At 69.9% G+C, this 21,348-nt stretch carries 22 protein-coding genes and 3 pseudogenes; 9 read left to right on the plus strand and 16 right to left on the minus strand.

Annotated elements, in window-relative coordinates; all coding sequences use genetic code 11:
* The first annotated feature begins 261 nt into the window (after positions 1-261).
* On the plus strand, positions 262-840 hold the full coding sequence (locus LG395_RS38145) for a GNAT family N-acetyltransferase (RefSeq protein WP_225813744.1): 579 nt from the start codon (positions 262-264) through the stop codon (positions 838-840).
* Between the two features lie 231 nt (positions 841-1,071).
* Here the strand turns inward: LG395_RS38145 and LG395_RS38150 are convergent, their stop codons facing one another.
* The 4 genes and pseudogenes from LG395_RS38150 to LG395_RS38165 all read right to left on the minus strand — a co-directional run bounded on the left by LG395_RS38150 (position 1,072) and on the right by LG395_RS38165 (position 3,165).
* Entirely contained in the window at positions 1,072-1,473 is a 402-nt protein-coding gene (locus tag LG395_RS38150; protein ID WP_225813746.1) for an STAS domain-containing protein, read from the minus strand.
* 363 nt (positions 1,474-1,836) lie between these two features.
* Positions 1,837-2,028, minus strand: coding sequence for a DUF6233 domain-containing protein (locus tag LG395_RS41835; protein ID WP_225813800.1), 192 nt, complete (start codon positions 2,026-2,028; stop codon positions 1,837-1,839).
* A gap of 498 nt (positions 2,029-2,526) precedes the next feature.
* Positions 2,527-2,658 (minus strand): annotated as a pseudogene (locus LG395_RS38160) (TIGR01457 family HAD-type hydrolase); the annotation flags it as partial.
* An 81-nt stretch (positions 2,659-2,739) separates the two neighbouring features.
* Positions 2,740-3,165: a hypothetical protein gene (locus LG395_RS38165; RefSeq protein WP_225813748.1), complete on the minus strand. Its 426-nt coding sequence runs from the start codon at positions 3,163-3,165 to the stop codon at positions 2,740-2,742.
* A gap of 305 nt (positions 3,166-3,470) precedes the next feature.
* Here LG395_RS38165 and LG395_RS38170 point away from each other — a divergent pair, with 305 nt between their 5' ends.
* Entirely contained in the window at positions 3,471-3,980 is a 510-nt protein-coding gene (locus tag LG395_RS38170; RefSeq protein WP_225813750.1) for a transglycosylase SLT domain-containing protein, read from the plus strand.
* A gap of 15 nt (positions 3,981-3,995) precedes the next feature.
* On the opposite strand, the gene LG395_RS38175 is transcribed toward LG395_RS38170, so the two are convergent.
* The 4 genes from LG395_RS38175 to LG395_RS38190 all read right to left on the minus strand — a co-directional run bounded on the left by LG395_RS38175 (position 3,996) and on the right by LG395_RS38190 (position 6,180).
* The gene (locus LG395_RS38175) at positions 3,996-4,148 is read right to left on the minus strand and encodes a hypothetical protein (RefSeq protein ID WP_225813753.1); all 153 of its coding nucleotides are present in this window, start codon (positions 4,146-4,148) and stop codon (positions 3,996-3,998) included.
* 305 nt (positions 4,149-4,453) lie between these two features.
* Positions 4,454-4,702, minus strand: a complete 249-nt coding sequence (locus LG395_RS38180; protein ID WP_443743019.1) for a DUF1737 domain-containing protein — start codon at positions 4,700-4,702, stop codon at positions 4,454-4,456.
* Positions 4,629-4,976 (minus strand): STAS domain-containing protein, encoded by a 348-nt coding sequence (locus LG395_RS38185; RefSeq protein ID WP_225813755.1) that lies wholly within the window; start codon positions 4,974-4,976, stop codon positions 4,629-4,631. Before LG395_RS38185 ends, LG395_RS38180 begins: the two co-directional genes overlap by 74 nt.
* 610 nt (positions 4,977-5,586) lie before the next feature.
* Positions 5,587-6,180 carry a CGNR zinc finger domain-containing protein gene (locus LG395_RS38190; protein ID WP_225813757.1) on the minus strand — a complete coding sequence of 198 codons (594 nt, stop codon included), beginning with the start codon at positions 6,178-6,180 and terminating at the stop codon, positions 5,587-5,589.
* Between the two features lie 86 nt (positions 6,181-6,266).
* Between LG395_RS38190 and LG395_RS38195 the strand changes: the two genes are divergently transcribed.
* Complete coding sequence (locus LG395_RS38195; protein ID WP_225813759.1) at positions 6,267-7,058, plus strand: MBL fold metallo-hydrolase; 792 nt, start codon at positions 6,267-6,269, stop codon at positions 7,056-7,058.
* 189 nt (positions 7,059-7,247) lie between these two features.
* Here LG395_RS38195 and LG395_RS38200 read toward each other — a convergent pair whose 3' ends face one another.
* Together LG395_RS38200 and LG395_RS38205 are read right to left on the minus strand one after the other, a co-directional pair.
* The gene (locus LG395_RS38200; RefSeq protein ID WP_443743018.1) at positions 7,248-7,847 is read right to left on the minus strand and encodes a putative immunity protein; all 600 of its coding nucleotides are present in this window, start codon (positions 7,845-7,847) and stop codon (positions 7,248-7,250) included.
* Positions 7,848-7,979: 132 nt separating this feature from the next.
* Positions 7,980-8,489 (minus strand): MmyB family transcriptional regulator, encoded by a 510-nt coding sequence (locus LG395_RS38205; protein WP_225813806.1) that lies wholly within the window; start codon positions 8,487-8,489, stop codon positions 7,980-7,982.
* 73 nt (positions 8,490-8,562) lie between these two features.
* Between LG395_RS38205 and LG395_RS38210 the strand changes: the two genes are divergently transcribed.
* Together LG395_RS38210 and LG395_RS38215 are read left to right on the plus strand one after the other, a co-directional pair.
* On the plus strand, positions 8,563-8,937 hold the full coding sequence (locus LG395_RS38210) for a zinc-binding dehydrogenase (protein WP_308071483.1): 375 nt from the start codon (positions 8,563-8,565) through the stop codon (positions 8,935-8,937).
* A gap of 357 nt (positions 8,938-9,294) precedes the next feature.
* Positions 9,295-10,164, plus strand: a complete 870-nt coding sequence (locus LG395_RS38215; RefSeq protein WP_225813761.1) for an SDR family NAD(P)-dependent oxidoreductase — start codon at positions 9,295-9,297, stop codon at positions 10,162-10,164.
* 1,161 nt (positions 10,165-11,325) lie between these two features.
* Here LG395_RS38215 and LG395_RS38220 read toward each other — a convergent pair.
* On the minus strand, positions 11,326-11,484 hold the full coding sequence (locus LG395_RS38220) for a hypothetical protein (RefSeq protein WP_225813764.1): 159 nt from the start codon (positions 11,482-11,484) through the stop codon (positions 11,326-11,328).
* A 240-nt stretch (positions 11,485-11,724) separates the two neighbouring features.
* Here LG395_RS38220 and LG395_RS38225 point away from each other — a divergent pair.
* Positions 11,725-11,886, plus strand: a pseudogene (locus tag LG395_RS38225) (IS110 family transposase); the annotation flags it as partial.
* On the opposite strand, the gene LG395_RS38230 reads toward LG395_RS38225, so the two are convergent.
* Positions 11,874-12,389 carry a hypothetical protein gene (locus LG395_RS38230; protein ID WP_225813766.1) on the minus strand — a complete coding sequence of 172 codons (516 nt, stop codon included), beginning with the start codon at positions 12,387-12,389 and terminating at the stop codon, positions 11,874-11,876. The pseudogene LG395_RS38225 and the gene LG395_RS38230 sit on opposite strands and share 13 nt — an antisense overlap.
* 274 nt (positions 12,390-12,663) lie before the next feature.
* On the opposite strand from LG395_RS38230, the gene LG395_RS38235 reads away from it, so the two are divergent.
* A complete protein-coding gene (locus tag LG395_RS38235; protein WP_225813768.1) occupies positions 12,664-13,449 on the plus strand; it encodes a GNAT family N-acetyltransferase in 786 nt (261 codons plus the stop codon).
* 8 nt (positions 13,450-13,457) lie between these two features.
* Here LG395_RS38235 and LG395_RS38240 read toward each other — a convergent pair.
* From LG395_RS38240 to LG395_RS38255, 4 genes and pseudogenes are all read right to left on the minus strand, one after another.
* Positions 13,458-13,646 (minus strand): annotated as a pseudogene (locus tag LG395_RS38240) (ATP-binding protein); the annotation flags it as partial.
* A 747-nt stretch (positions 13,647-14,393) separates the two neighbouring features.
* On the minus strand, positions 14,394-15,236 hold the full coding sequence (locus LG395_RS38245) for a carbohydrate ABC transporter permease (protein ID WP_225813770.1): 843 nt from the start codon (positions 15,234-15,236) through the stop codon (positions 14,394-14,396).
* Positions 15,233-16,189 carry a carbohydrate ABC transporter permease gene (locus tag LG395_RS38250; protein WP_225813772.1) on the minus strand — a complete coding sequence of 319 codons (957 nt, stop codon included), beginning with the start codon at positions 16,187-16,189 and terminating at the stop codon, positions 15,233-15,235. The genes LG395_RS38245 and LG395_RS38250 overlap by 4 nt, the downstream gene beginning before the upstream one ends.
* A 104-nt stretch (positions 16,190-16,293) precedes the next feature.
* Complete coding sequence (locus tag LG395_RS38255) at positions 16,294-17,613, minus strand: ABC transporter substrate-binding protein (RefSeq protein WP_225813774.1); 1,320 nt, start codon at positions 17,611-17,613, stop codon at positions 16,294-16,296.
* Positions 17,614-17,881: 268 nt separating this feature from the next.
* On the opposite strand from LG395_RS38255, the gene LG395_RS38260 reads away from it, so the two are divergent.
* Both LG395_RS38260 and LG395_RS38265 read left to right on the plus strand, forming a co-directional pair.
* A complete protein-coding gene (locus LG395_RS38260; RefSeq protein ID WP_225813776.1) occupies positions 17,882-20,305 on the plus strand; it encodes a glycoside hydrolase family 2 protein in 2,424 nt (807 codons plus the stop codon).
* A complete protein-coding gene (locus LG395_RS38265) occupies positions 20,302-21,342 on the plus strand; it encodes a LacI family DNA-binding transcriptional regulator (RefSeq protein ID WP_225813778.1) in 1,041 nt (346 codons plus the stop codon). The genes LG395_RS38260 and LG395_RS38265 overlap by 4 nt, the downstream gene beginning before the upstream one ends.
* Positions 21,343-21,348: the final 6 nt, after the last annotated feature.

A 21,348-nucleotide genomic window follows, 5' to 3' on the forward strand; every position in this document is an offset into this window, starting at 1 on the left:
CCCCGGGGCCATCGGCGTCCCGGGCGGGCGAGGCCGGCCGGTCGGCCCCAGAGGCGTGGGCACCGGGACGACCGGCGCTGCGCCCTCGGACAGCGACAGCGGCGGGCCCTCTACGGTGACGTGAAGGCGGCCGTGCCATACCTCTGCTCCTTCGGCACCCCACCCGGCGACATACCGCTGCTTCTCCGGCACCCCACCCGGTGACAGGCGGGGCCCGAAAATTCCCTGGACCGTCCGGCCCGGCCCGGCCATCATCCTCAGGTGACCACCTACCTCCAGTCCGAGCGTCTGACTCTGCGCCCCTTCGTCGCCGCCGACGCGGACCTGCTGATCGAGTTGGACAGCGACCCGGCGGTGATGCGCTACCTGACCGGCGGCGCTCCGACCCCGCCTGAGGAGGTCCGCGACCTCGTCATCCCGAGCATCCTCGCCGGCTACGAGCGCTGGGACCACGACCTCGGCCTCTTCGCCGCGCACGAGAAGGACGGCGGCGCGTTCGCCGGCTGGTTCTGTCTGCGGCCACTGCGCAGCGGCCCGCGTGAGGAGGCCGAGCTCGGCTACCGCCTGCGCCGGGCGGCCTGGGGACGGGGCTACGCCACGGAGGTCTCGCAGGCGCTGCTGGCGAAGGGGTTCGCCGAGCTCGGCATCCGCATGGTCTGGGCCGAGACGATGACCGTGAATCGCCCTTCGCGCAACGTCATGGAGAAGCTCGGGATGACGCTCGCCGCGAGCATCCCCACGCCGGACGACATGATCGCGGTTGAGGGTTCCGAGCACGGGGGAGTGCGGTACGAGATCACGAAGGAGGAATGGGAGCGGCGGCAGGCGCAGGCGGTGTGAGGCGCGGCACCCGTGGATGTGAAGTCATCAGCCTGCGCGGCCCTGTCTCATCGTGCCCAGTCGGGCACATGAGCGGCCGCGCGACCGTCCGCGTCCACACCGGGACCGGCCGGGACACCGGGGCGGAGTTGTACCAGCGCGACGGGCGCCGCCACTGAGCGGCGGCCAGCCGACCCATCGTGCGGACGACGACTTGTCGCCGCGGCCGACGGTCGGACCTGGCCGGGTGGATCAGGCGCTTTCGGGTTCGACGGCGGGTAGGTGTGCGGAGACGGAGGGACGGGTTCCGTCGCGGAGCCGGCGGGCCCGGGCGACGGCCTCATCGAGTGTCACGGTGATGAGCAGGACGGTGTCCAGACCGAGGATGCCCAGCCGCCACCGCAGGTGCTCGTCCGGCACGGCTATGAGCAGAGCGCCCCCGGCCTCCTGCAGACGCTGCCAGAAAGCCAGCAGGACCGTGATGCCGCTGGAGTCCAGGATGGTGACCGATGAGCTGTCCAGGACCAGGTAGCGGCAGTCGCCGGCCAGCAGGTGCTCACCTGCGGCGCGGACGTCGGCACTGGTGCAGAAATCGACGTCTTGTGGAAGTGCGGCGACCACCAGGTCCTCGCTGCGGTCGATCAGATGCAGCACGGCCTTCCCCCCTTCCTCCCTCTCGCACCACGACTGTCGCGGACCACGCTACCCACCAGGCTAGCCAGCCGGCGAAGTGGCTGTGACAGGGCCACCATCAGCGTCAGCGACCGTGTACGGTTCCCCGGACAGCTCATCAGACCGCCGCACGGGATGTCTCTTGCCGCACCGGGAATGAGCGGCGGGCCGGTGTGGTTGAACCAGGCGTGCTGGTGAAGGGGACAGTGTCCCCGGGCCTCATCCATCGCATGCGAGGACGATCGTCCGGCTGAAGCCTCGCATTGCCTTTCGCCGCGTAGGCGCCCGCCCTTCACCATCACACCCCTTCGGGGGTTCCGCCCCGGCCGGCTCGCTGGCCGGGGCTCACTCGCTTGAGGGCACGATGCCCAGAGCCGTGTCCGGCCGACACGCACGCACGGCGGCGCTTGGCTTCAGGGCGCGTCGAGGCCCCTTCTCGCTCGTGGCGGGGCGGCACCGGTCGTTCTTCTTCGCGGCCCAGCAGCCGCCGACGTGGACGTTGCCACCATCGCTGCCGGCGCCGGCGCCTACGCCGATGCCCGTGGCAAGACGCGGGTGCGACCGGCAGTTCCGCGCGCGGGAGAGGGCGTTGCCGCGACCTGTGGTGGTGCGGCGTCTTCTCGCGCTGGACGAGGCCGCTTCAGGCGATGCATGTCCGGATCACCGTGCAGTCTGCGGGGGTTCATGTGCGGACGATGTGGCGTTGGCCGGCCGTGGCGGAGGAGTCGGACCACATCGAACCTGCCCGGCGGCGTTCCGCGCCAGGTCCGGGCGATCCGCCCCCGGCCAGCGCGACGAGGAATGGATGAGCATCGCCCGCCGGCGGCCCTGGCCTGGCCTGGCCGTCGACCGCACGGTGCGGGCACAGGCCCCGACCGTGCCCGCACCGCACCCCCGGGGAGCCCGCGGACGCCGTCGGCACAGCGCTCCCGGGCCGCCGGACCGGCGCACCGTGGTTGGGCCCACCGGTCCGGCAGTCCCACCAAGGCTCCGAGCGCTCGGGGGAAGGTCAGGGTCTTCGCACGGCTCGCGGGCCAGGAGCCAGGGCTGGCCCGACTCGCGGAGCTTCTTGAGGAAGGCGTCGGCGCCGGGGATCGGGACGCCCTCGTGGACGAGCACACCGTCCATCTCGGCGAGCCACGACGCGATCGGCTTGCGGTCTGCCACGTGCTGCGTTTCCCGGCGTATGTACGGCCCCGCACGGGCTGGGGGCGCCGGAACCACGGCGTACCGGCGCCCCCAGCCTGGTCAGACCTGGCTGATCCGTACCCCGTCGATCACCCAGTACCAGTTGTTGCCGCCGGTGTAGCGGAAGCGGACGCGGGCGGAGGTGGCGCCGGCCAGCACCTGGAGGGTGACGGTCTCGGTACGGGAGGGGACGTCCGCCGTGTACGTCCTGACGCTCACCGCGGCGGCGCCGTCGTAGGAGATGAGGACCCAGCCCTTCTGCGGGGCCTCCTGCCGGTAGAACGTCGTGTACGTCAGGGTGGCGCTGCGGCCGCCGGTGACCGGGTACGCCGGGCTGATCAGGATGGAGTCGAAGGTGCCGGTGACGGTCCTGTCGCTCCACTCGTCGCCGTCGGCGACCGCGAAGACGTTCCGGGCGCGGACGTTGCACTCACGGTTCTGGTCGCGCTGGGCCTGGGTCCAAACCGGCTCTCCGCGTGACGCCACCCACGAGAGGCACGTCACGTCCTAAGCGGGATCGTAGAGCCGCACAGCGTCTGACGCTCAGGAATGCACCACAATGACCGATTTTGGGCATTTTCTACGCCCTTGGGTAGTAGGTCACATTCTTGCTTCCCCTTCTCGCGGTCGCTAACCATGTTTCTCGTCGCCGCGAGCAGCGGGTCGGGCCGGGCGGGATCGCCGGGGCCGCCCTTGTTCGCCGCGTTGTGCGGGGCCTCGCCCCGACGCCCGACAGGCCGCGACCGGATGATCCGGCCGGCGCCTCAAAGACGTCCCGTAGGAGACCCCCCATGACCGCGATCACCGCTGCCTCCCGCCTCGCCCGTCTGCGCAACCTGGCCGTCACCGGCCTGGTCACCACCGGCGCCGCGGCCGCGGCCCTGACGCTGACGCCGGCCACCGCGCACGCCGCCGAGGCCCCCAAGGCCGCCCCCGCCATCGCCTCCAAGGCCGGCGGCCCCGCCGGTGCCAAGGGTGCCGCGAACAACCTCGACGGCTGGATCAAGCAGTCCCTGGCCATCATGAAGGCCAAGGGCATCCCGGGCACCTACGAGGGCCTGCACCGCAACATCATGCGCGAGTCCAGCGGCAACCCCAACGCCCAGAACAACTACGATGTCAACGCCAAGAACGGCGTCCCCTCCAAGGGCCTGCTCCAGGTCATCGACCCCACGTTCAAGGCATTCCACGTCGCCGGCACCGCCAACAGCTCCACCGACCCGGTCGCCAACATCACCGCCGCCGCCAACTACGCCGCCCACCGCTACGGCTCCATCGACAATGTCAACTCCGCGTACTGAGCCACCCGGCGTTCGTCACCCGTCCGGACCGAGTTCCGCGTACAGCGTCTCCAGCAGTTCCCCGCCCTCGGGCGTGCCAGGGTCGGCGGGGAACTCGTAGCCGGCCGTCACGCCACAGGTGGCCCAGTCCCCGGCCGGGACGAAGGTCACGCTTACTGTCACGGTCACCGCCCAGCTCTCCGGCGCCCGGGTTCCCGGAGTCACGGTCGCCCACGCCGAAGCGGGCACCCACGGCGAGCCCGGCGAGCACGGGCAGGTCACCACCGGTCCGGACGGCACCGCTGACTGGGAGTTCACCGCGACACCAAGGGCACGGCCACCGTCCGCGCCACCGACGTGGACCCGCCCGGCTCCGATCTGAAGATCCTTGACCCCCGCGACAGCAGGGCGGCCGCATGAGCCCAGGCAAGCGTCACAACTCGCCTGACCCATGCGGCCCTTCTGGTGTCCCGGGTAGATCGCGCCCCCCAGGCCTACGACTGTGCCGGCCGCACCACCGCTTGGGCGACGATGACCCTTTCACCGTCGAGAATGACCGCAGGGCCTTCGTGCAGTTCGTAGCCGAGAGCTGTCGCTTCGCTCACACGATGACAGGACGCGGCGTCGTCCGGGCCGGTCAGGACTCGGTGGACAGACAGTCGGGGGCGCTCACGAGGCCGCGGGCCTGAGGTCGGCCGGGGGTATGTCGGGCAGGAGACGACTGAGGTCGAAGACGAGGGGATTCAGATCGGCCGCCATGAGGAGCAGCGACAGCGGCTGTGCGCGCAGTCCGGTCACGGTCGCCCGGCGCTCCGGGCCGCTGGTGGTGGGGGTGAAGAGGAGGTGGAGGCCGGCGACGTCCATGAAGGACGTGTGGGTCAGGTCCCACTGCAGGTCGGTCACCTGAGGCGGCAGCGCGTCGACCGCGGCGCGCAGCGGGGGCAGGGTGTTGAAGTCGATCTCTCCGCAGAGGGAGATACGTGCGAAGGTGCCGTCGGTCGTGGTGGTGATGTTCATGCGGGCGTGCCCCCTTCCGGGGGTCGGTGAGCCCAAAGACGAAGCACCCCCTTGAGGGGTGTACGACGATGGCGGGGGCCGGGTGCCCGGGGTGGGGGCAACGCCCGAACTCCCCAAAGACCGGCACCCGGAGATGCCGGCCGGTCTCGTTGTCTTCCCCCACCGTCACACAGACACCCTCGCTGCCACGACTGCCCGCACGAGAATTTCCTGTGAAGCCCGCCACGGCCCAGGCCGACGGAACCGGCCCCGGCAGAGTAGAGCAACAGCGCAGACCTGCTGCCTTCCCGACAGGCGGCCGGCACCTGCTGCCGCGCGCACGCGGGCACCGGGGGGTACCACCTGCTTGTCGTCTCGGTCGTCTGCTGAAACGACCGGGTGAGCCTGACGCACGACGGGGCTTCGGGACGCGCGGCCACTTCACCCGGGTCACAACTCCCCGGATGCAGTACGACCTTCCGGACCGGGACCTGGACGGCTGGTCCCTCTCCGACGAACACGTCCGGAAATTGAGCCAATACCCGAGATCGGACAGCAGAAGTTCAGCAGTTCGAGCATCAGTGGCTCTGCGCGTTGTCGGACCCGGCACTGGTGGTGGCTGGGTGCGGCGTCACGGGGAAGCGGTGCGGCGGGCGTAGGCGCGGGCGGCGCGCGCGCGGTCGCCGCAGCGGGTGGAACACCAGTGGCGGCGGCCGTAGCGGAGTAGGTAGCGGTTGCAGGGGGCGGAGCCGCAGGCGGTGAGGCGGCCCGCGTCGGGGCCTGTGAGCAGGTCGGCAGCGTCAGCGGCGAGGGTGGCCAGGGCGTGGTCCACGATTGCGGTGGTCGGGTGGGGGGTGGACCGGTAGGGGCCGGTTTTGTCGTCCCACTGCAGCAACGGGGCGGTGGGGACGCGGGTCATCGCGTCGTTGACGGCCCGGACCGCGGCGGGGAGGGCGGTCAGACCTTCGGCGCGGGCGGCGAACAGTGACCTGATCTGTTCGCGCAGCGAGCGCAACTGTGTCGCGCACATCTCCCGCATACCGGCGTCGACCGGTGCGAGACCGCGTTCGGTCAGCCAGTGGTTCGCCTGCTCGGGAGTGCCCAGGAGGTCGACCGTGTGCCCGCCCGTCAGCGCGATGGCGCTGTTGGCGAGGGCGAGAGAGAGGTGCTCTTCCTCGCCTTGAGCGGGCGGCAGGCCGGGCTGGTCGATCAAGGGCTCCTTCATGTTCCTCATGGTACGGCTTGCTCCCATCCGTGAGAAGCGGCTACCGTCACATCACGGTTAAAAGACTCTCATCCGTGAGGTGCTGTATGTCTTCTCTTCCCGCGACGACCGACCCGTTTCCCGTCCGGGTCTTCGGCGGCCCGACCGCCCTCTTCGAGTACGGCGGCCTGCGCTTCCTGACCGACCCGACCTTCGACGCCCCGGGCGACTACGCCCGTCCCGACGGCCGGTTCCTGACCAAGACTGCTCCCTCCAGCGGGGCCCCCGCCGATCTCGGCCCCATCGACGTGGTTCTGCTCTCGCACGACGAGCATCCGGACAACCTCGACACCTCCGGCCGGGCCCTACTCGCCGACCTCCCGCTCACCCTCACCACCCCCGGCGGCGGACAGCGCCTCGGGGGCAGGGCCAAGGGCCTGTCCGACTGGGAATCCATCGAGCTGAACCGCCCCGACGGCGGCACGGTCACCGTGACCGGCGTCCCCGCCATCCACGGCCCCGGCCCGCGTGAGGAGGTGGAGCCGGTTACCGGACAGGTCGTCGGCTTCGTTCTCACCGGAGAGGATCTGCCGACCGTCTACGTCAGCGGCGACAACGCCTCCCTCGACGTGGTCAAGGAGATCGCCGAGCGCTTCGTCCCCGTCGACACCGCCCTCCTCTTCGCCGGCGCCCCCCGCTTCCCCGAACTTTTCGACAACCGGCTGATCGTCCTGAACAGCGCCCAGGCTGCTGAAGCCGCCCAACTCCTCGGTGCCCGCCGCGTGGTCCCCGTCCACTACGACAGCTGGGCCCACTTCACCGAAGGCCGCGACGAACTGACCGCCGCCTTCACCGCCGCCGGTCTGGCCGACCGCCTCGACTGGGGCCGGCGAGACTGAGTTCCAGCGCATGAAGCGCCAGCGGCAAGACTCCACGCCGCTCACAGCGGGGTTCCGGCGGCTCGCGCCTCATCCAGCACTCTGAGACCCTGATCGTCTGGGCCGCCATCACCCTCATGACCAGGCGCCTCGCCCGAAAAGGTGCCACCCCCAGCCGGCCGGGGAGACCAGCACCGCAAGGCGGCCGCGTCATCCGGGCGCTGAAAGGCCTTCAGGGAAGGTGAGTGAACGAAGGTCAGCGTCCAGTATGCGAATCAATTCACCCACCCGCCCACCGCCAGCTGGTGCCGCTGGGAAGCGTTTGAGTACGTCCACGACGACCGGTGTCGCACGCTGCACCGCTCGCTCAACGTGTTCGGCACCAATGCCCGCATGGTTGCCATCGACCAGTTCGGCGGCTCTGGCTGCGTGAGCGCCGGCTCCGAGGATGTGCTTGACCTGGGTGGCCTTGGCCAGCGGATGCAAGTAGGCGGAGCCTGCCGCAGACATCGCGGCGTGAGCTGCCTCACGCGCAGCCGCAGTGTCCGCACTCTTGGCTGCCTTGAGCGCCGCCCACGCTGTGTCGCGCAAGGACTTCCCCCGCTCACCACCCCGAGCGAACTCCCACGCGGCACCGATAGCGTCCCGAGGCCGCGAGTCGTCAGGCTGATCGGCCTCGAACACCTCGAGCACCACTTCTGCGCACGCCGCAGCGAACGCGGTGACCTCACGAAGCTCTTGCTTACTCAGAGCAATCTCGCTCTCATCCCCTGCCATGAGTCCATCCTCGAGCACTGCGGTGAACAGCACGGTGGCAGGGGGACTCGGGCCCGGGCGCGGTCAGGTCTCTACGACCAAGTGGTGCGGGCGTCTGTCGCGTGAGTCGCCGGAGGACCAGCCTCTGGTCGGCGGCGTTCGCCTGGGGGTGGTGGGCCGGGTCGCTCAGCGACCGGACGGGGTGTTCCAGCTGGCCAGGAGCGGCAGGACGCGTGCGGTGGGGGAGTCTGGCTCGGTGGTGTAGACGACAAGGCGCTGGTCCGGTTCGTGCGGCGCACAGACGATTTCGATGTTGAAGGACAACGGGCTGGCGGTGGGGTGCTGAATACGTTTGTTCACCGACGCGTAGTCGCGGACCGTGTGATCGTCCCACCATCGTGCGACGTCACGGTCGGTTGTGCGCAGCTCGTCCATGAGCGCGGTGAGGCGGTGGTCGTGCAGGCGGCGGGCGGTTTCGCGGCGCATGGTGGCGACGGTGGCCGAGGCGAAGTCGCACCAGTTGACGATCCTGTCGCGGGCGATGGGGTCTTGGAACATGTACCGGACGAATGACGTGCCCGGCTCCAGTGGGCTGCCCAGGATCTCCGTCAGCAGGGCGTTGCGGGCCAGAACCTCGCCGCGATGGCCGAGCAGCAGCACCGGGACGTGGTCGAGGGTGTGCATCAGGCGCAGCAGCCCCGGGCCGGGATGCTGGACCGTGCGTGGCGTCGCCGGCCGGTGCGGGGTGGCTGCGGGTTACGTCAACAGCGTGACCGAACAGAACTGGGGCGATGCGGTCTTCGCGTTGTCCGGAGGCGTCGACAAGGTGGTCGACAGCGTCGGCGTGTCGATCCTGAGCCAGGCCCTGGCCGCCCTCGCGCCGGGCGGTGAGGTCGCCACCCTCGGCCTGTTCGACGCGGCTGGGGGGCCGTTGGACGGGTACGCCCTGCTCGGCAAGCAGGCGCGCATCCGCGGCGTCGCGGTCGGCAGCGAGGCCATGCACCGCGATCTCGTGCGTCACGTCGAGACCCATGACATCCACCCGGTGATCGACCGCCGGATCGACTTCCTCGACGCCCCGGCCGCGTACACGGCTCAGACCTCGGGCGGACTGTTCGGCAAGATCGTCATCGAACTCGACTGAGTCTGCCGACGCCGACACGGCACACGCAGAACCGAGCACCCGAGGATGGTGTGGCCGGCGACGTCGTTCATCCCGGACAGCTGCGAAGCCCCTGACCTGCCCTGCATCGCGTCCACTCCCTCGCGGCGATGCGCACGCCGATGCGCTTGGCTCGAAAACGACCCCGAGTAGGGCGAACACGCCGCGCCCGCTGTCGCGCACCGACCCGTTAGGAGAACACTGTTCTGTTGTTAAGGAAACATGGTTGCGTTAGGGTGGCTGCGGGCCCGGCTTGAAAGAGCCGCTCGCCTGCACTCACCTGTTTCCGGCCGGGCGTCCACGGACGCGAGCCGCCGGATCGATGCGACGGAGCACACCATGTCCCTTGTCTTCCTCGTCACCGGAGCCGGCCGCGGCCTGGGGCGGGAGATCGTCACGGCAGCACTGGAGGCCGGCCACCGGGTGGTGGCCGGCGCCCGTTCGACGCATGCCCTGGACGACCTGGCCGCCCGGTTCGAGGACCGCCTCACCGTCGTCCCCCTGGACGTCACCGACAGCCGGCAGGCGGAGGAAGCGGTGCGGAGCGCGCTCACCTCCTACGGCAGACTCGACGTGCTGGTCAACAACGCCGGCTACGCGAACGTGGCCTCGATCGAGGACGTGGAGCCCGAGGACTTCCAGGCCCAGGTGGACACCAACCTGTTCGGCGTCTTCCGCCTCACCCGCGCCGCACTGCCGGTGATGCGCGAGCAGCGTTCCGGCCACATCATCCAGATCTCGTCGGTCGGCGGCCGGCTCGCGACACCCGGACTGGCCGCATACCAGTCCGCCAAGTGGGCCGTCGGGGGATTCTCCTCGGTGCTGGCCCAGGAAGTCGCCCCGCTGGGCATCAAGGTCACCGTCCTGGAGCCCGGGGGAATGGCCACCGAGTGGGCGGGCTCGTCGATGAAGGTGGCGCCGGTGCGCCCGGAGTACGCGCCGACGGTGGGAGCCACGGCGGGCATGCACGGTTCCGGCCTCACTCACGCCAGCGACCCGGCGAAGGTCGCCCGCCTTCTCCTGGAGGTCGTCGCGCAGGACCAGCCGCCGCTGCGCCTGCTGGTAGGCGCGGACGCGTACCGCTACGCGACCGACGCCACCCGCGCTCTGCTCGCCGAGGACGAGCGCAACCGGCCCCTGAGCGAGTCCACCACCGCCGACGACGCGACCGAGGAGCAGCTCGATCCCCTGGGCGGCACGACCCGCTGAGCCGGACCGGGAGCATACCCCCGCGCCTGCGCCTTCCCGGCCGTCCCGAGGCCGGCCGAGACGGCGCACACGTCAGCGCCGGGGCGCGAAGGCCTGCCGGCACAGGAGACGCCGCTACGCGGAGGCCATCCTTCCGGTCCGGATGGCCGCAGCGCCCACGGCGCGACGATCCGTGCGTACGCCATCCACGCCATCGCAGAAGCTCCCCGACGCCAAGGTGATCCGCTACGGCGCAGCCGGTCACCGCTTCCTGTTCCAGCAGCCGGATGACTCCGCCCACGAGGCCATCCGGTTCCCCTCCACCTGGTCTCCCGCGCGGCTGCGTCAGCCACTACCGGTCACCTCACGACGCCGGCGTACGTTGGAAGCGAGCCAGGCCGGCGAGACGGCGAGGACAGCCGTCCCGGTGCCGGGCGTCCTTGTCGTCCCACCGTGCCCAGCACACGCGGTGCTGACCGGCCGCCCCAGCCGCAGTCGAAGAACCCCCTGGTCCGCGACGCCCGGCGCCTGCGCACGGTCGACGCGCCCGCGAACACGGCCGCGCTGACTGCGGCGGCCCCGCCGAGGCCGGGCGGGCGGTCTGCCGGCCGAGGCCGTCCGCCGGGCCTCGGCCCACAGGCGCAACCGGCGGAATCGCGGTGTTGGTCCTCGTCGCCGAGGAACACCCGGCGTTCCGCCCCGCATCGCGTGGATGCCGTCCTGCCCTGGGGCACGCCGCCGCCGGTGGACGTGCCCGGGAGGACCCTGGTGCGCGAGCCGTGAACGCGGACATATCCGGCCGTCGCCGTCGGGGCGGAACATACTCAGGCGTGCTCGGCACCGATCAGCTCCGCGGCCCGCTCGGCCACCGCGAGCACCGTCGGGTTGGGGTTGATCACAGCAGGACAGGCTCGCGCAACAGGAACGGCAGCGCCAGGAGGAGGAACGCACTGCCGCCGAGGACCGGCAGAGGAGGCCGCCGAGCGAGCAGTACCCGCCGATGGTCGAGCACAATCCGCCGCCGCCCGCGAAGAGGACGTGGTGGCAGCCCTGGTGACGCAGGACATGACCCCCGGCGCACCCAGCCGCCGCGCTGGAGTGGATCCAGCACAACGTGCACTGGGACCGGCCCGGGAAGAAGCCCGCGCGCGAGTGCAACCAGACCGACCGCTGGTGGCGCAGCTACTGCTCGATGTCGGCGTGAACCCCGCGCCGCCGCAGCCGGATTGCGAGGAACTCCATCTCCGTCAAGGTCCCCACCAGGCCGTCGTGGCTCAGCTCCCGAGCCAGCTCACGAGCGCGTGACAACGAGGCCGCCGAGATCTCCCGGAGAACCTTCAAGGCCGGGACGAGATGGGGATCTGGACCGACCAGCCGGAGCCTGACGGGGCCGTGCGCTGCGAGCAGGGCCCCCCGGACATCATCAGGCGCTGGTCCCCGACGAGCGTGTTCGCACATGTACGTGCCGCACGATCCGCAAGAGAACTCCGAGTCCCACCACAACTCATCGTGAAGGAGGAACTGGTTCACCTGTCGCACCGCTGTGCTGCCACACGCGCATCGCGATGTGATCTTCGCTGTCTGACCGCGTTCGCCGCCCTGCACGATCCCGCCTCCCGCACCTACTACGACAAGTGCCGGAGGCCCGCGGAAACACCCACACAGGCTCGTCTCCGTCTCGTCCGCCACCGCATCAGCGTCCTGTTCGCCATGCTCCGCGACGGCGCCTTCTACGAATCCCGGCCTTCAGCGGCGGTCAGTTGGACTCCGAGGGGATCCGCCAGCAGCACCACGCGATCGGCCCCGGGGTCGTACCCGAGCACCGGGTTCCCCCGGTCGCCTTCTCCGGTCATCAGCACAGGCCTGCCCAGCCGACGCCCGATCGTGCCGAGCAGACCGCACAGGACGTCCACACCTTCTTGGCCCTGCAACTCCCGGAGATCGACATCGAAGTCGATCTCCCCGGCCGACATCGGCCAGAAGTTCACCTGCACATCCGCGACACGCCAGACCTTCAGCAGGGTTGAGACCGCGTCAGTGGGCCGTGACAGCACCTCCCGCGCCGAGGGCAAAGACATGCGAACGCAGCCTTCCGAGTACTCCCACGTCCACCCGTTCGACCCGGCCAGGTCGAACACCGCCTGCCAGTCATCGACCGAGGTGTCGGTCACGGACACATCAGGCAGAGCACCCAACAGGTCAGGGTCGAAGAAGTTCCTGACGTCGTCCCACAGCAGATCCGGCATGTCGCCATGCTGCCCGCCGGCCCGACCAGACGCAGCTCGATTACTGGACGAACCACATAGAGGCACCCCCCATGTTCCACCCCCGTGGCAGTTCCGCGCCGCAGAAGACGCAGAAGAAGCCCTCCTCCCACACGATGCCGAGTTCCCGGCAGAAGCGGCAGCGGGCGGCACCTGTCTCCGCACTCCCGTGGCCGGTTGAGAGAGAGCAGCCCCTTGATGTGCGCGCGGTGTCGACCAACGCTTAATGACTTGACCCGGTCCGTACGGTGTTCGAGTGAAGGACACTCTGATCAACGAACTCCGCACCGCGTATGACACCCAACTCCGTGGTGTCACCCCGCCTGGCGGCAGCGCCCGCGTCGAGCAGGACGGCCCGTTGACCCGTGTCGTCGGTTGGCACCGCGGCTTCGTCACGGGCCCACGAGACCTCGGCGTGTGCGGGGAAGAACTCGACACGCTCATAGCGCGGCAGCGTGACTTCTACGCTGCTCGTGGTGAGGCGGTCGAATGGAAGACTCGCGCCCACGATCTCCCCGCCGACCTCACCGATCGGCTCACCGCGGCCGGCTTCGTGGCCGAGGACAGCGAGACCGTGCTCATCGGCCGGTCCGCAGACCTTGCCGCCGACCCCGTCCTGCCCGACGGCGTGACCCTCCGCCGTGTCACCGCCCGTTCGGACCTCCAACGCGTCGCCGCTATGGAGAGCACCGTCTGGGGCGAGGACTGGAGCTGGCTGGCCGACGACCTGGCTGCCCGGATCGAGAGCGCCCCGGAGAACACCATCGTCCTCGTCGCCGAGGCAGGCACCGAAGTCGTCTGCGCCGCCTGGCTGGTGTTCAAGGACGGCGCCGACTTCGGCGGCCTCTGGGGCGGCTCAACGCTGGAGGAATGGCGCGGACAGGGCATCTACCGGGCCATGGTCGCCCACCGCGCCCAGCTCGCTGCTGCCCGCGACGTCCCCTACGTGTACGTCGATGCCTCGGCCGACAGCGCCCCGATCCTCACTCGGCTTGGCCTCCACGCGGTCACCACGACGACGCCGTATGTCTGGTCGCCGTGAGCTGAGCCGGCCTTCGCCGGCTCCTCGGCTCGGGCTCGGGTGCTGACGAGGCGGTGGGAGTCGGTGCCGGTCTCGATGATGGTGCCGTTGAAGGCCAGGCGGTCGACGATGGCTGCGCAGAGGCGAGGGTCGGTGAAGGTCTTGGTGCAGGCGCCGAAGGACTCGTTGGACGTGGTGGCGACGCTGTTCTTCTCCTTGGCCGACGGCGCTCCTCGGGTGAGCGGCAGACACCTCACCGTCTCCCCGGCAATGGCGCGGTGCCATCTCGTGCCGAGGCGGAGCCCCGGTCCCGTCCGCCCCAGGCGCCGTCCGGGCCGGGGCGGCGGATGGCGTTGCATGCGGTGATCGCCCCCTGCGGCGAGCACCACACCCGCATACGCGTCGGTCTGTCCCCGGGAAAGCCGGGGCGGACGATGCGCCATGGGCGAGGCCCGCGGCGCACCCGTGACCAGGGCCGACGAGACGATCGCGTCACCTAGACCACCGCGCCGGAAGCCTGTGCGTGGCTGCTCTCAGTCCCCATGAGCGCTCTCCAACCTCCTCCCGCAGGCGGCACGCCCGGAGGAACCGGGGAACGGGCCGAGCCCGACACACCCGCGGCCACCGCGGCACCGACGCACACCACGCACACCACGCACACGACGCCCCGACGTCCTGCCCCGGGCTGCGGGGCAGGGCCACGGCCGGACCGTCATGCCCCGGCGAGCCGCCGGGGCAGACGCCGACCGTGGCACGTTCCATCGACTTGTCGCACGCGCGGCTGCCGACGGGTGCCACCGCCGCGCTCGTCGGCTCCCGCGAGCCCTGTGGCCGAACACGTCATCCCCTGCGTGAGGTGTGAAGGGCGCCCCCGGCGGCTGCCCGCCCGCTACCGCTCCCGCGGGCGGACGGACATGATGACGGCGAGGCGTTGCGGGCGGCAGCCGGGATCTGCTCTGCCGAGGTCACTTGGTCGCGCCCTGCGCGAAGCCGTTGTAGATGTAGCGCTGGAGGAAGAGGAAGACGACGAGCGTCGGGGCGATCACGAGGATCGTGCCGGCCGAGATGTCCTCCCAGTGCGCGCCGAAGGGGCCCTTGAAGCGGAAGAGGGCGGTGGAGATGGTTCCCAGGTCCTCCGACGGCATGTACAGGAAGGGGATGTAGAAGTCGTTGTACACGGTGATCCCCTTGATGATCACGACCGTGGCGATCGCCGGTTTGAGCAGCGGCAGGATGATCTTCCAGTAGATGGTGAGGGAGTTCGCCCCGTCCAGGCGTGCGGCCTCGTCCAGGGAGACGGGGATGCCGCGGATGAACTGCAGGAAGATGTAGATCGAGACGATGTCCGTGCCCATGTAGAGCAGGATCGGCGCCCAGAGGCTGTTGAACAGGCCGAAGCTGTTGACCACTTGGAAGGTCGCGACCTGGGTGGTCACGCCGGGCACCAAGGTGGCGATCAGGAAGAGCGCCATGACCGGCTTCTTCGCGCGGAAGTCGAAGCGGTCGATGGCGTACGCGGTCATCGACCCGATGATCACGGTGCCGGTGATCGAGAACAGCAGGATGACCGTGGTGTTGAAGAAGGCGGACAGCATCTTGCCGTCGGTGAACGCCGTCACGTAGTTGTCGAGGTTCAGCCAGTCGTCCGGCAGGGACAGCGGGCCGCCGTCGGTGACTTCCCCGGAGGTCTTGAGGGAGGTGAGGAAGACGACGACGAGCGGGACGAGGACGACCAGTGACGCGACGATCAGCGACAGATAGGTCAGGGCCGGTGCGAGGCGGCGCCGGGTGGGCAGCGGCGTGGTCATACGAGGTCCACCTTCTCGTCGGGCACGAGGCGGCGCTGGATCCAGGTGATCAGCAGGATGATCAGGAGCAGGACGACGGCGGCGGCCGAGGCCAGGCCGGTCTTGTTGAACTGGAAGGCGAGTTTGACCGTCTGGATGACGAACGTCGTGGTGCCGGTCGCGCCGCCGGTCATGATGTAGGGGATCTCGAAGACCGACAGGGACCCGGAGATCGCCAGGATGACGCTCAGGCTGACCACCGGGCGGATGCTCGGGGCGATGATGTGCCGGAACTGCTGCAGGCGTGTGGCTCCGTCCAGCTGTGCCGCCTCGTACAGTTCACCGGGGATCGACTGGATGGCGCCCAGGAACAGGACGAAGTTCAGCCCGGTGAAGCGCCAGACGGACACTCCCGCGAGGGAGGTGTTGGCGGACCGAGGATCGCCCAGCCAGGCGTGGTCGGAGCCGGCGCCGAACCAGGACAGCACCGAGTCGAGCGTGCCGCCGTCCTGGAAGAAGTACAGGAAGACGAAGCCGATGGCCACGCCGTTGATCAGGTAGGGGAAGAACAGGATCCCCTTGAAGAGGTTGCGGAACCGCAGGTCGAAGCTGAGCACGGTCGCGAAGTAGAGGGCGATCGCTATCTGCACCGCCGAGGCGGCGAGGTAGTAGAAGCTGACGAAGAACACCCGGAACAGCTCGGGGCGGGTGAAGATCTGTTCGTAGTTGTCGAGGCCCGTGAAGCGGCGGTCCGGGCTGACACCGTCCCAGTCGGTGAAGCTGTAGTAGATCATGTTCCCGACCGGCACGTAGGTGAACGTGATCAGCAGGGCCAGGGGGACGGCCAGGAAGAGCCATGGGGTGAGCCGGCGCAACAGGCTCCCGTCCCGGTGTCCGCCGCCCGGGACGGGCGTGCGGGCTGGGGCGACGCTGCGTGGCACCTTGGCAGGTGCCGTATGGGTCGTATCGGTCATACCGGACCTTTCGTCTTCGCGGATACGCACCGGCCGCCGGGTCCCGTCCTGCGTGGACGGGGCCGCGGTCGTGGTCGGCGAGGGTGGGGGAAGGGGTGCGCCGGTCAGGAGCCGGCGGTCCCGGCTGCCTCGTCCCACCGCTTGTTCAGGTCCGCGAAGTAGCCGTCCAGGCTGCCCTTCTGGGCGCCGCGGGCGAGGTCGATCAACTTCTGGCGGTAGTCGGGCTTGTTCAGACCGATCTCGGCGGCGTTGTCGATCGTGTTGACCTCGCCGGTCCTGGTCTCCGACCGCTCCACGAAGCTGACATCGTTGTCAGTGAAGTCCTTGAGGGTGCTCGGCATGGGAGCGGTCCTGGCGGCCGGTACGGCGCCCTCCTTGGCCGAGTAGCCGGACTTGTCGGTGAACCAGTCGATCCAGGCACGGGCGGCCGCCTTGTGCGAGGAGTGGATGTTCACCGCCTGCTGGTAGTCGGAGGCGAGGACGGCGCAGTACTTCCCGCCCTTCTGTACCGGAAAGGGCATGAAGCCGATGTCGGCCGGGTTCCTGCCCGCCTTCTTCGCCGCGTCCTGCATCTGGGTGATGGCCCACGAGCCGAGCTGCATGGTGGCGACCTCGCCCTGGGCGATCATGCCCTTGGACGCCTCCCAGTTGGTCGTGCTGGGGTCCTTCTCGGAGAGGCCTCCCTTGACGATGTCGTAGAGCAGGGAGTCGATCGTGTTCAGCTCGCCGCCCTTCTTCCAGGGGGACACCGCGCCGGCGAGCCGGTCACCGGCCTTGGCGTCGCAGGTGACGGAGCCGATGTTGTTGCTCCAGGCGGTCAGTGGCCAGCCGTCCTTGAAGTTCGTGTAGTAGGGCAGGGCGTCCGTCTTCGCCTTGACGGCCTGGAGGTCGGCGAGGAACTCCTGCGGGGTTGCGGGCCACTTGGTGACGCCGGCCTTCTTCCAGACGGCCTTGTTGTAGACGAAGCCGTTGGCGGTGCCGAACTGGGCGATGCCGTAGACCTTGCCGCCGACGTCGGTCTTGTCGCTGAAGCGGTATTTGGCGCTCAGTTCGGCGGTGGTGCCGAGCGGGGCGAAGAACTTCGGGTAGTCGTTCTTGGCGACGGAGGCCGGGATCATCAGGACGTCGCCGTAGTCGTCGGTGTTCATCCGGATCTTGACCTCGCCCTCGTAGTCCGTGAGGGCCTCGAACCTCACCTTGACCTTGGGATAGGTCTTGTTGAACTCGGCGGCGTACCGGGCCATGGTCCCGTTCTGCACGAGGTCGGTACGGGCGGTCAGCACCTTGATCGTGCCTGACGCGTCGGCCGGGTCGGCGGGTGCCTTGGCGATCTCGCCGGAGGCCGTGCCCCCGCCCCCGCATCCGGCGGCGCTCAGTATCGCGGTCGCCACGAGCGCTCCCGTGAATGTCCTCTTCGTTGTCATGTGCCCAGCTCCTTCAGCATCGCGGCTCAGCTCTGCGGGTGGGATGTCGGCACTATGTCAGCCGGCAGTTAACCGGTAAAGCTCAGATTTCCTGGGTGATGCTCAATCGTTACCATCGCATCCGCTGCGCTGGCTCCACGTGCTGTTTTCCGGTGCCTTGCCTACGGCTACGTAGGTAGACCGGTTTATGGACATGGTCCTGATCAGCGGGTTAGGTTGTCCGCCGTTGTCCGTCGACCGGTCCGCGTCAGGCGATTGGAGCCGCACTATGAAGGACGTCACCCAGCTCACCGACGGCTGGTGTCTGCGTCACGGGGAGGGATTGCTGGAGGCCAGGGTTCCCGGCTGCGTCCACACCGATCTGCTGGCCGCTCGGGTCATCCCCGATCCCTACCTCGGTCGCAACGAGACCGACGTCGCCTGGGTGGGGCGCCGCGCCTGGACGTACGTCCGGCACCTCGATCACGACAGCGCGCACGAGCGCACGGATCTGGTCTTCGAGGGGCTCGACACGGCCGCGTACCTCACGCTCGGGGGCCGGCCCCTCGGCACCACGCGCAACATGCACCGCACCTACCGGTTCGACGTCACCGGGCGCACCGGCGAACTGGAGGTCCGGTTCGCCTCCGCGTACGACGAGGCCGCGGCCGTTCGCGCCGTGACGGGGGAGCGGCCCAACGTCTATCCCGAGCCGTCCCAGTACATCCGCAAGATGGCCTGCAACTTCGGCTGGGACTGGGGGCCCACGCTCGTGACCGCGGGTATCTGGCGGCCGGTCCGGCTGGAGCACTGGTCCACCGCGCGGCTGGCCGAAGTGCGCCCCTCGGTCACCGTGGCCGAGGGGACCGGCCGGGTCGAGGTGCGCCTGCGGGTCGAGCGCACCGCACCAGGAAGAGGCCGGACCCTGCGTGCCCGGGCGGAAGTGGCCGGTGTGCACGCCGAGGCCGAGCTGAGCGGCGACGAGGCGGTCCTGCGTCTGGACGTACCCGCCCCCCGCCTTTGGTGGCCGCGCGGCTACGGCGACCAGCCCCTGTACGACCTTCAGGTCACCCTCGGCGACGCGACCGGCCCGCTCGACACCTGGCGGCGGCGGATCGGGTTCCGCACGATCGAACTCGACCGTTCACCCGACGAGCACGGCACCGCCTTCACCCTGGTCGTCAACGGCGTCCGGATCTTCGCCCGCGGTGTCAACTGGATCCCCGACGACGCCTTCCCCTCCCGGGTGACGCCCCAGCGCTACCGCGCCCGCCTCGCCCAGGCCGCCGGGGCCAACGTCGACCTTGTCCGGGTGTGGGGCGGAGGGATCTACGAGGACGGCGCCTTCTACGACGCCTGCGACGAACTGGGCCTGATGGTCTGGCAGGACTTCCTGTTCGCCTGTTCCGCCTATCCGGAGGAGCAGCCGCTGCGCGGTGAGGTCGAGGCCGAGGCTCGCGACAACGTTGTCCGGCTGATGCCGCATCCGTCGCTCGTGCTGTGGAACGGCAACAACGAGAACCTGTGGGGCTTCCGTGACTGGGACTGGGAGGCACCGCTCGCGGGCGACTCCTGGGGGGAGGGGTACTACCTCGGTCTGCTGCCCCGCATCGTCGCCGAGCTCGACCCGACCCGCCCCTACACCGCGGGCAGTCCCTGGTCTGGCTCCTGGGACCACCACCCCAACGATCCCGCCCACGGCACCCACCACTCCTGGGAGGTGTGGAACCGCCAGGACTACGCCGAGTACCGGGCGAGCGTGCCCCGTTTCGTCGCCGAGTTCGGCTGGCAGGCGCCGCCCGCCCTGGCCACCCTGCGCCGCGCCCTGCCCGGTGAGGACCTCGCCCCCGATTCGCCCGGGATGCTCCACCACCAGAAGGCCGAGGACGGCAACGGCAAGCTGAACCGCGGCGTCACGCGGCACTTCCGGCTGCCCGAGGACGACTTCGACCGCTGGCACTACCTCACCCAGCTCGTGCAGGCCCGTGCGGTCGCGGAGGGCATCGAGCACTGGCGCTCGCACTGGCCGGTGTGCGCCGGCACGATCGTCTGGCAGCTCAACGACTGCTGGCCGGTCTCTTCCTGGTCCGCGATCGACGGCGACGGCCGCCCCAAGCCGCTCCTCCACGAGCTGCGCCGCGTCTACGCCGACCGGCTGCTGACCCTGCGACCCGACGCCGGGAGCCTGGTTCTCGCCGTGATCAACCAGGCCGCCACGCCCTGGCGGACCTCGGTGACCCTGCGGCGGATGCAGGCCGACGGCACCACGGTCGCCGAGACCGTCGTCGAGGCGTCGGCCGAGCCGCGCTCCGTGGCCCGGATCGCCGTCCCCCCGGCCCTCACACCGGACGAGCGGTCCGCGAAGGAGTTCCTGGTGGCCGACGCCCGCTCGGACGGCGACGAGGGCGGCGAGGCCCTGCGTGCACTGCACTTCCCGGTGCGGGACGAGGAGTTCGCCCACCCCCGCCCGGTCTATGACGTCACTGTGGAGCCGGTGCCAGGGCAGGGGGATAGAGTCGACGTCGTGGTGAGCGCCCATACCCTTGTCAGAGACCTCCTGCTCCAGCCCGACCGGCTCGACCCGGCCGCCTCCTGCGACAGCGGCCGTCAGACCCTGCTGCCCGGCGAGCGCACGCGCATCCGGCTCAGCGGCTGCGGCTCCGTCACGACCGACGCCGTGCGAGCCGCCCTGTTCTGCGTGGACATGGTGTGAGCAGCTCACCGGAACGCGTCACCATCAAGGACGTCGCGGCTCGCGCCGGGGTGTCCAAGGGAGCGGTGTCGCTGGCGTTCAACCACAAGCCCGGTGTCTCCGAGGCCACCCGTGAGCGGATCTTCGCGGTGGCCAGGGAACTGGGCTGGGCCCCCAGCGCCACCGCCCGCAGCCTGTCCAGCCGGCGGGTCGACATCGTCGGGCTCGCCCTGTGCCGCCCCGCCCGGCTGCTCGGCCTGGAGCCGTTCTACATGGACTTCATATCCGGCATCGAGAGCGTCCTGGCGGAGCGCTCCTGCTCGCTGCTGCTGCGGCTGGTGCGCGACCTCGACGAGGAGATCGCGCTCTACAAGGAGTGGTGGAGAGGCCGGATGATCGCCGGCGCCATCCTGGTCGACTTCCGCCAGGACGATCCCCGGGTGCCCTCCCTGCAGGGTCTGGGCATGCCCGCGGTCGCCGTCGGTCACCCGTCCCTCACGGGCCCTTTCCCCGCGGTGTGGACGGACGACGCGTCCGCGGTCACGGAGGCCGTCCGCTACCTCGCGGCGCTCGGTCATCGACGCATCGCCCGGGTGGGCGGGCCCCACGACCTGGGCCACAGCGCCATCCGGGCGCGTGCCTTCGCCGACACGGTCCAGGAACTGGGCCTGGAGGAGGCGCGGCAGATCGGCACCGGTTTCGACGAGAAGGAGGGCGCGCGCGCCACCCGGACCCTGCTGCTCGCCGCCGACCGGCCCACGGCCATCGTCTACGACAACGACATCATGGCGGTCGCGGGAGCGGGCGTGGCCGCGGAGATGGGGCTCACCGTCCCCGACGACCTGTCGCTGCTCGCGTGGGACGACTCGCAGCTGTGCCGGATCACTCATCCGACGCTGTCGGCCATGAGCCATGACGTGCACCACTTCGGCGCCGAGGTGGCGCGGGTGCTGTTCGACGTCGTCGCCGGCACGCACACGGGCGGGCACCAGGTGCCGACGCCGTCACTGATCCCGCGCGGCTCCACCGCGCCGGCGCCGGGAGCGGGCCCGTCCTGACGATGA

The organism is Streptomyces spinosus (assembly GCF_020400655.1).
Lineage (GTDB): Bacteria > Actinomycetota > Actinomycetes > Streptomycetales > Streptomycetaceae > Streptomyces > Streptomyces argyrophylli.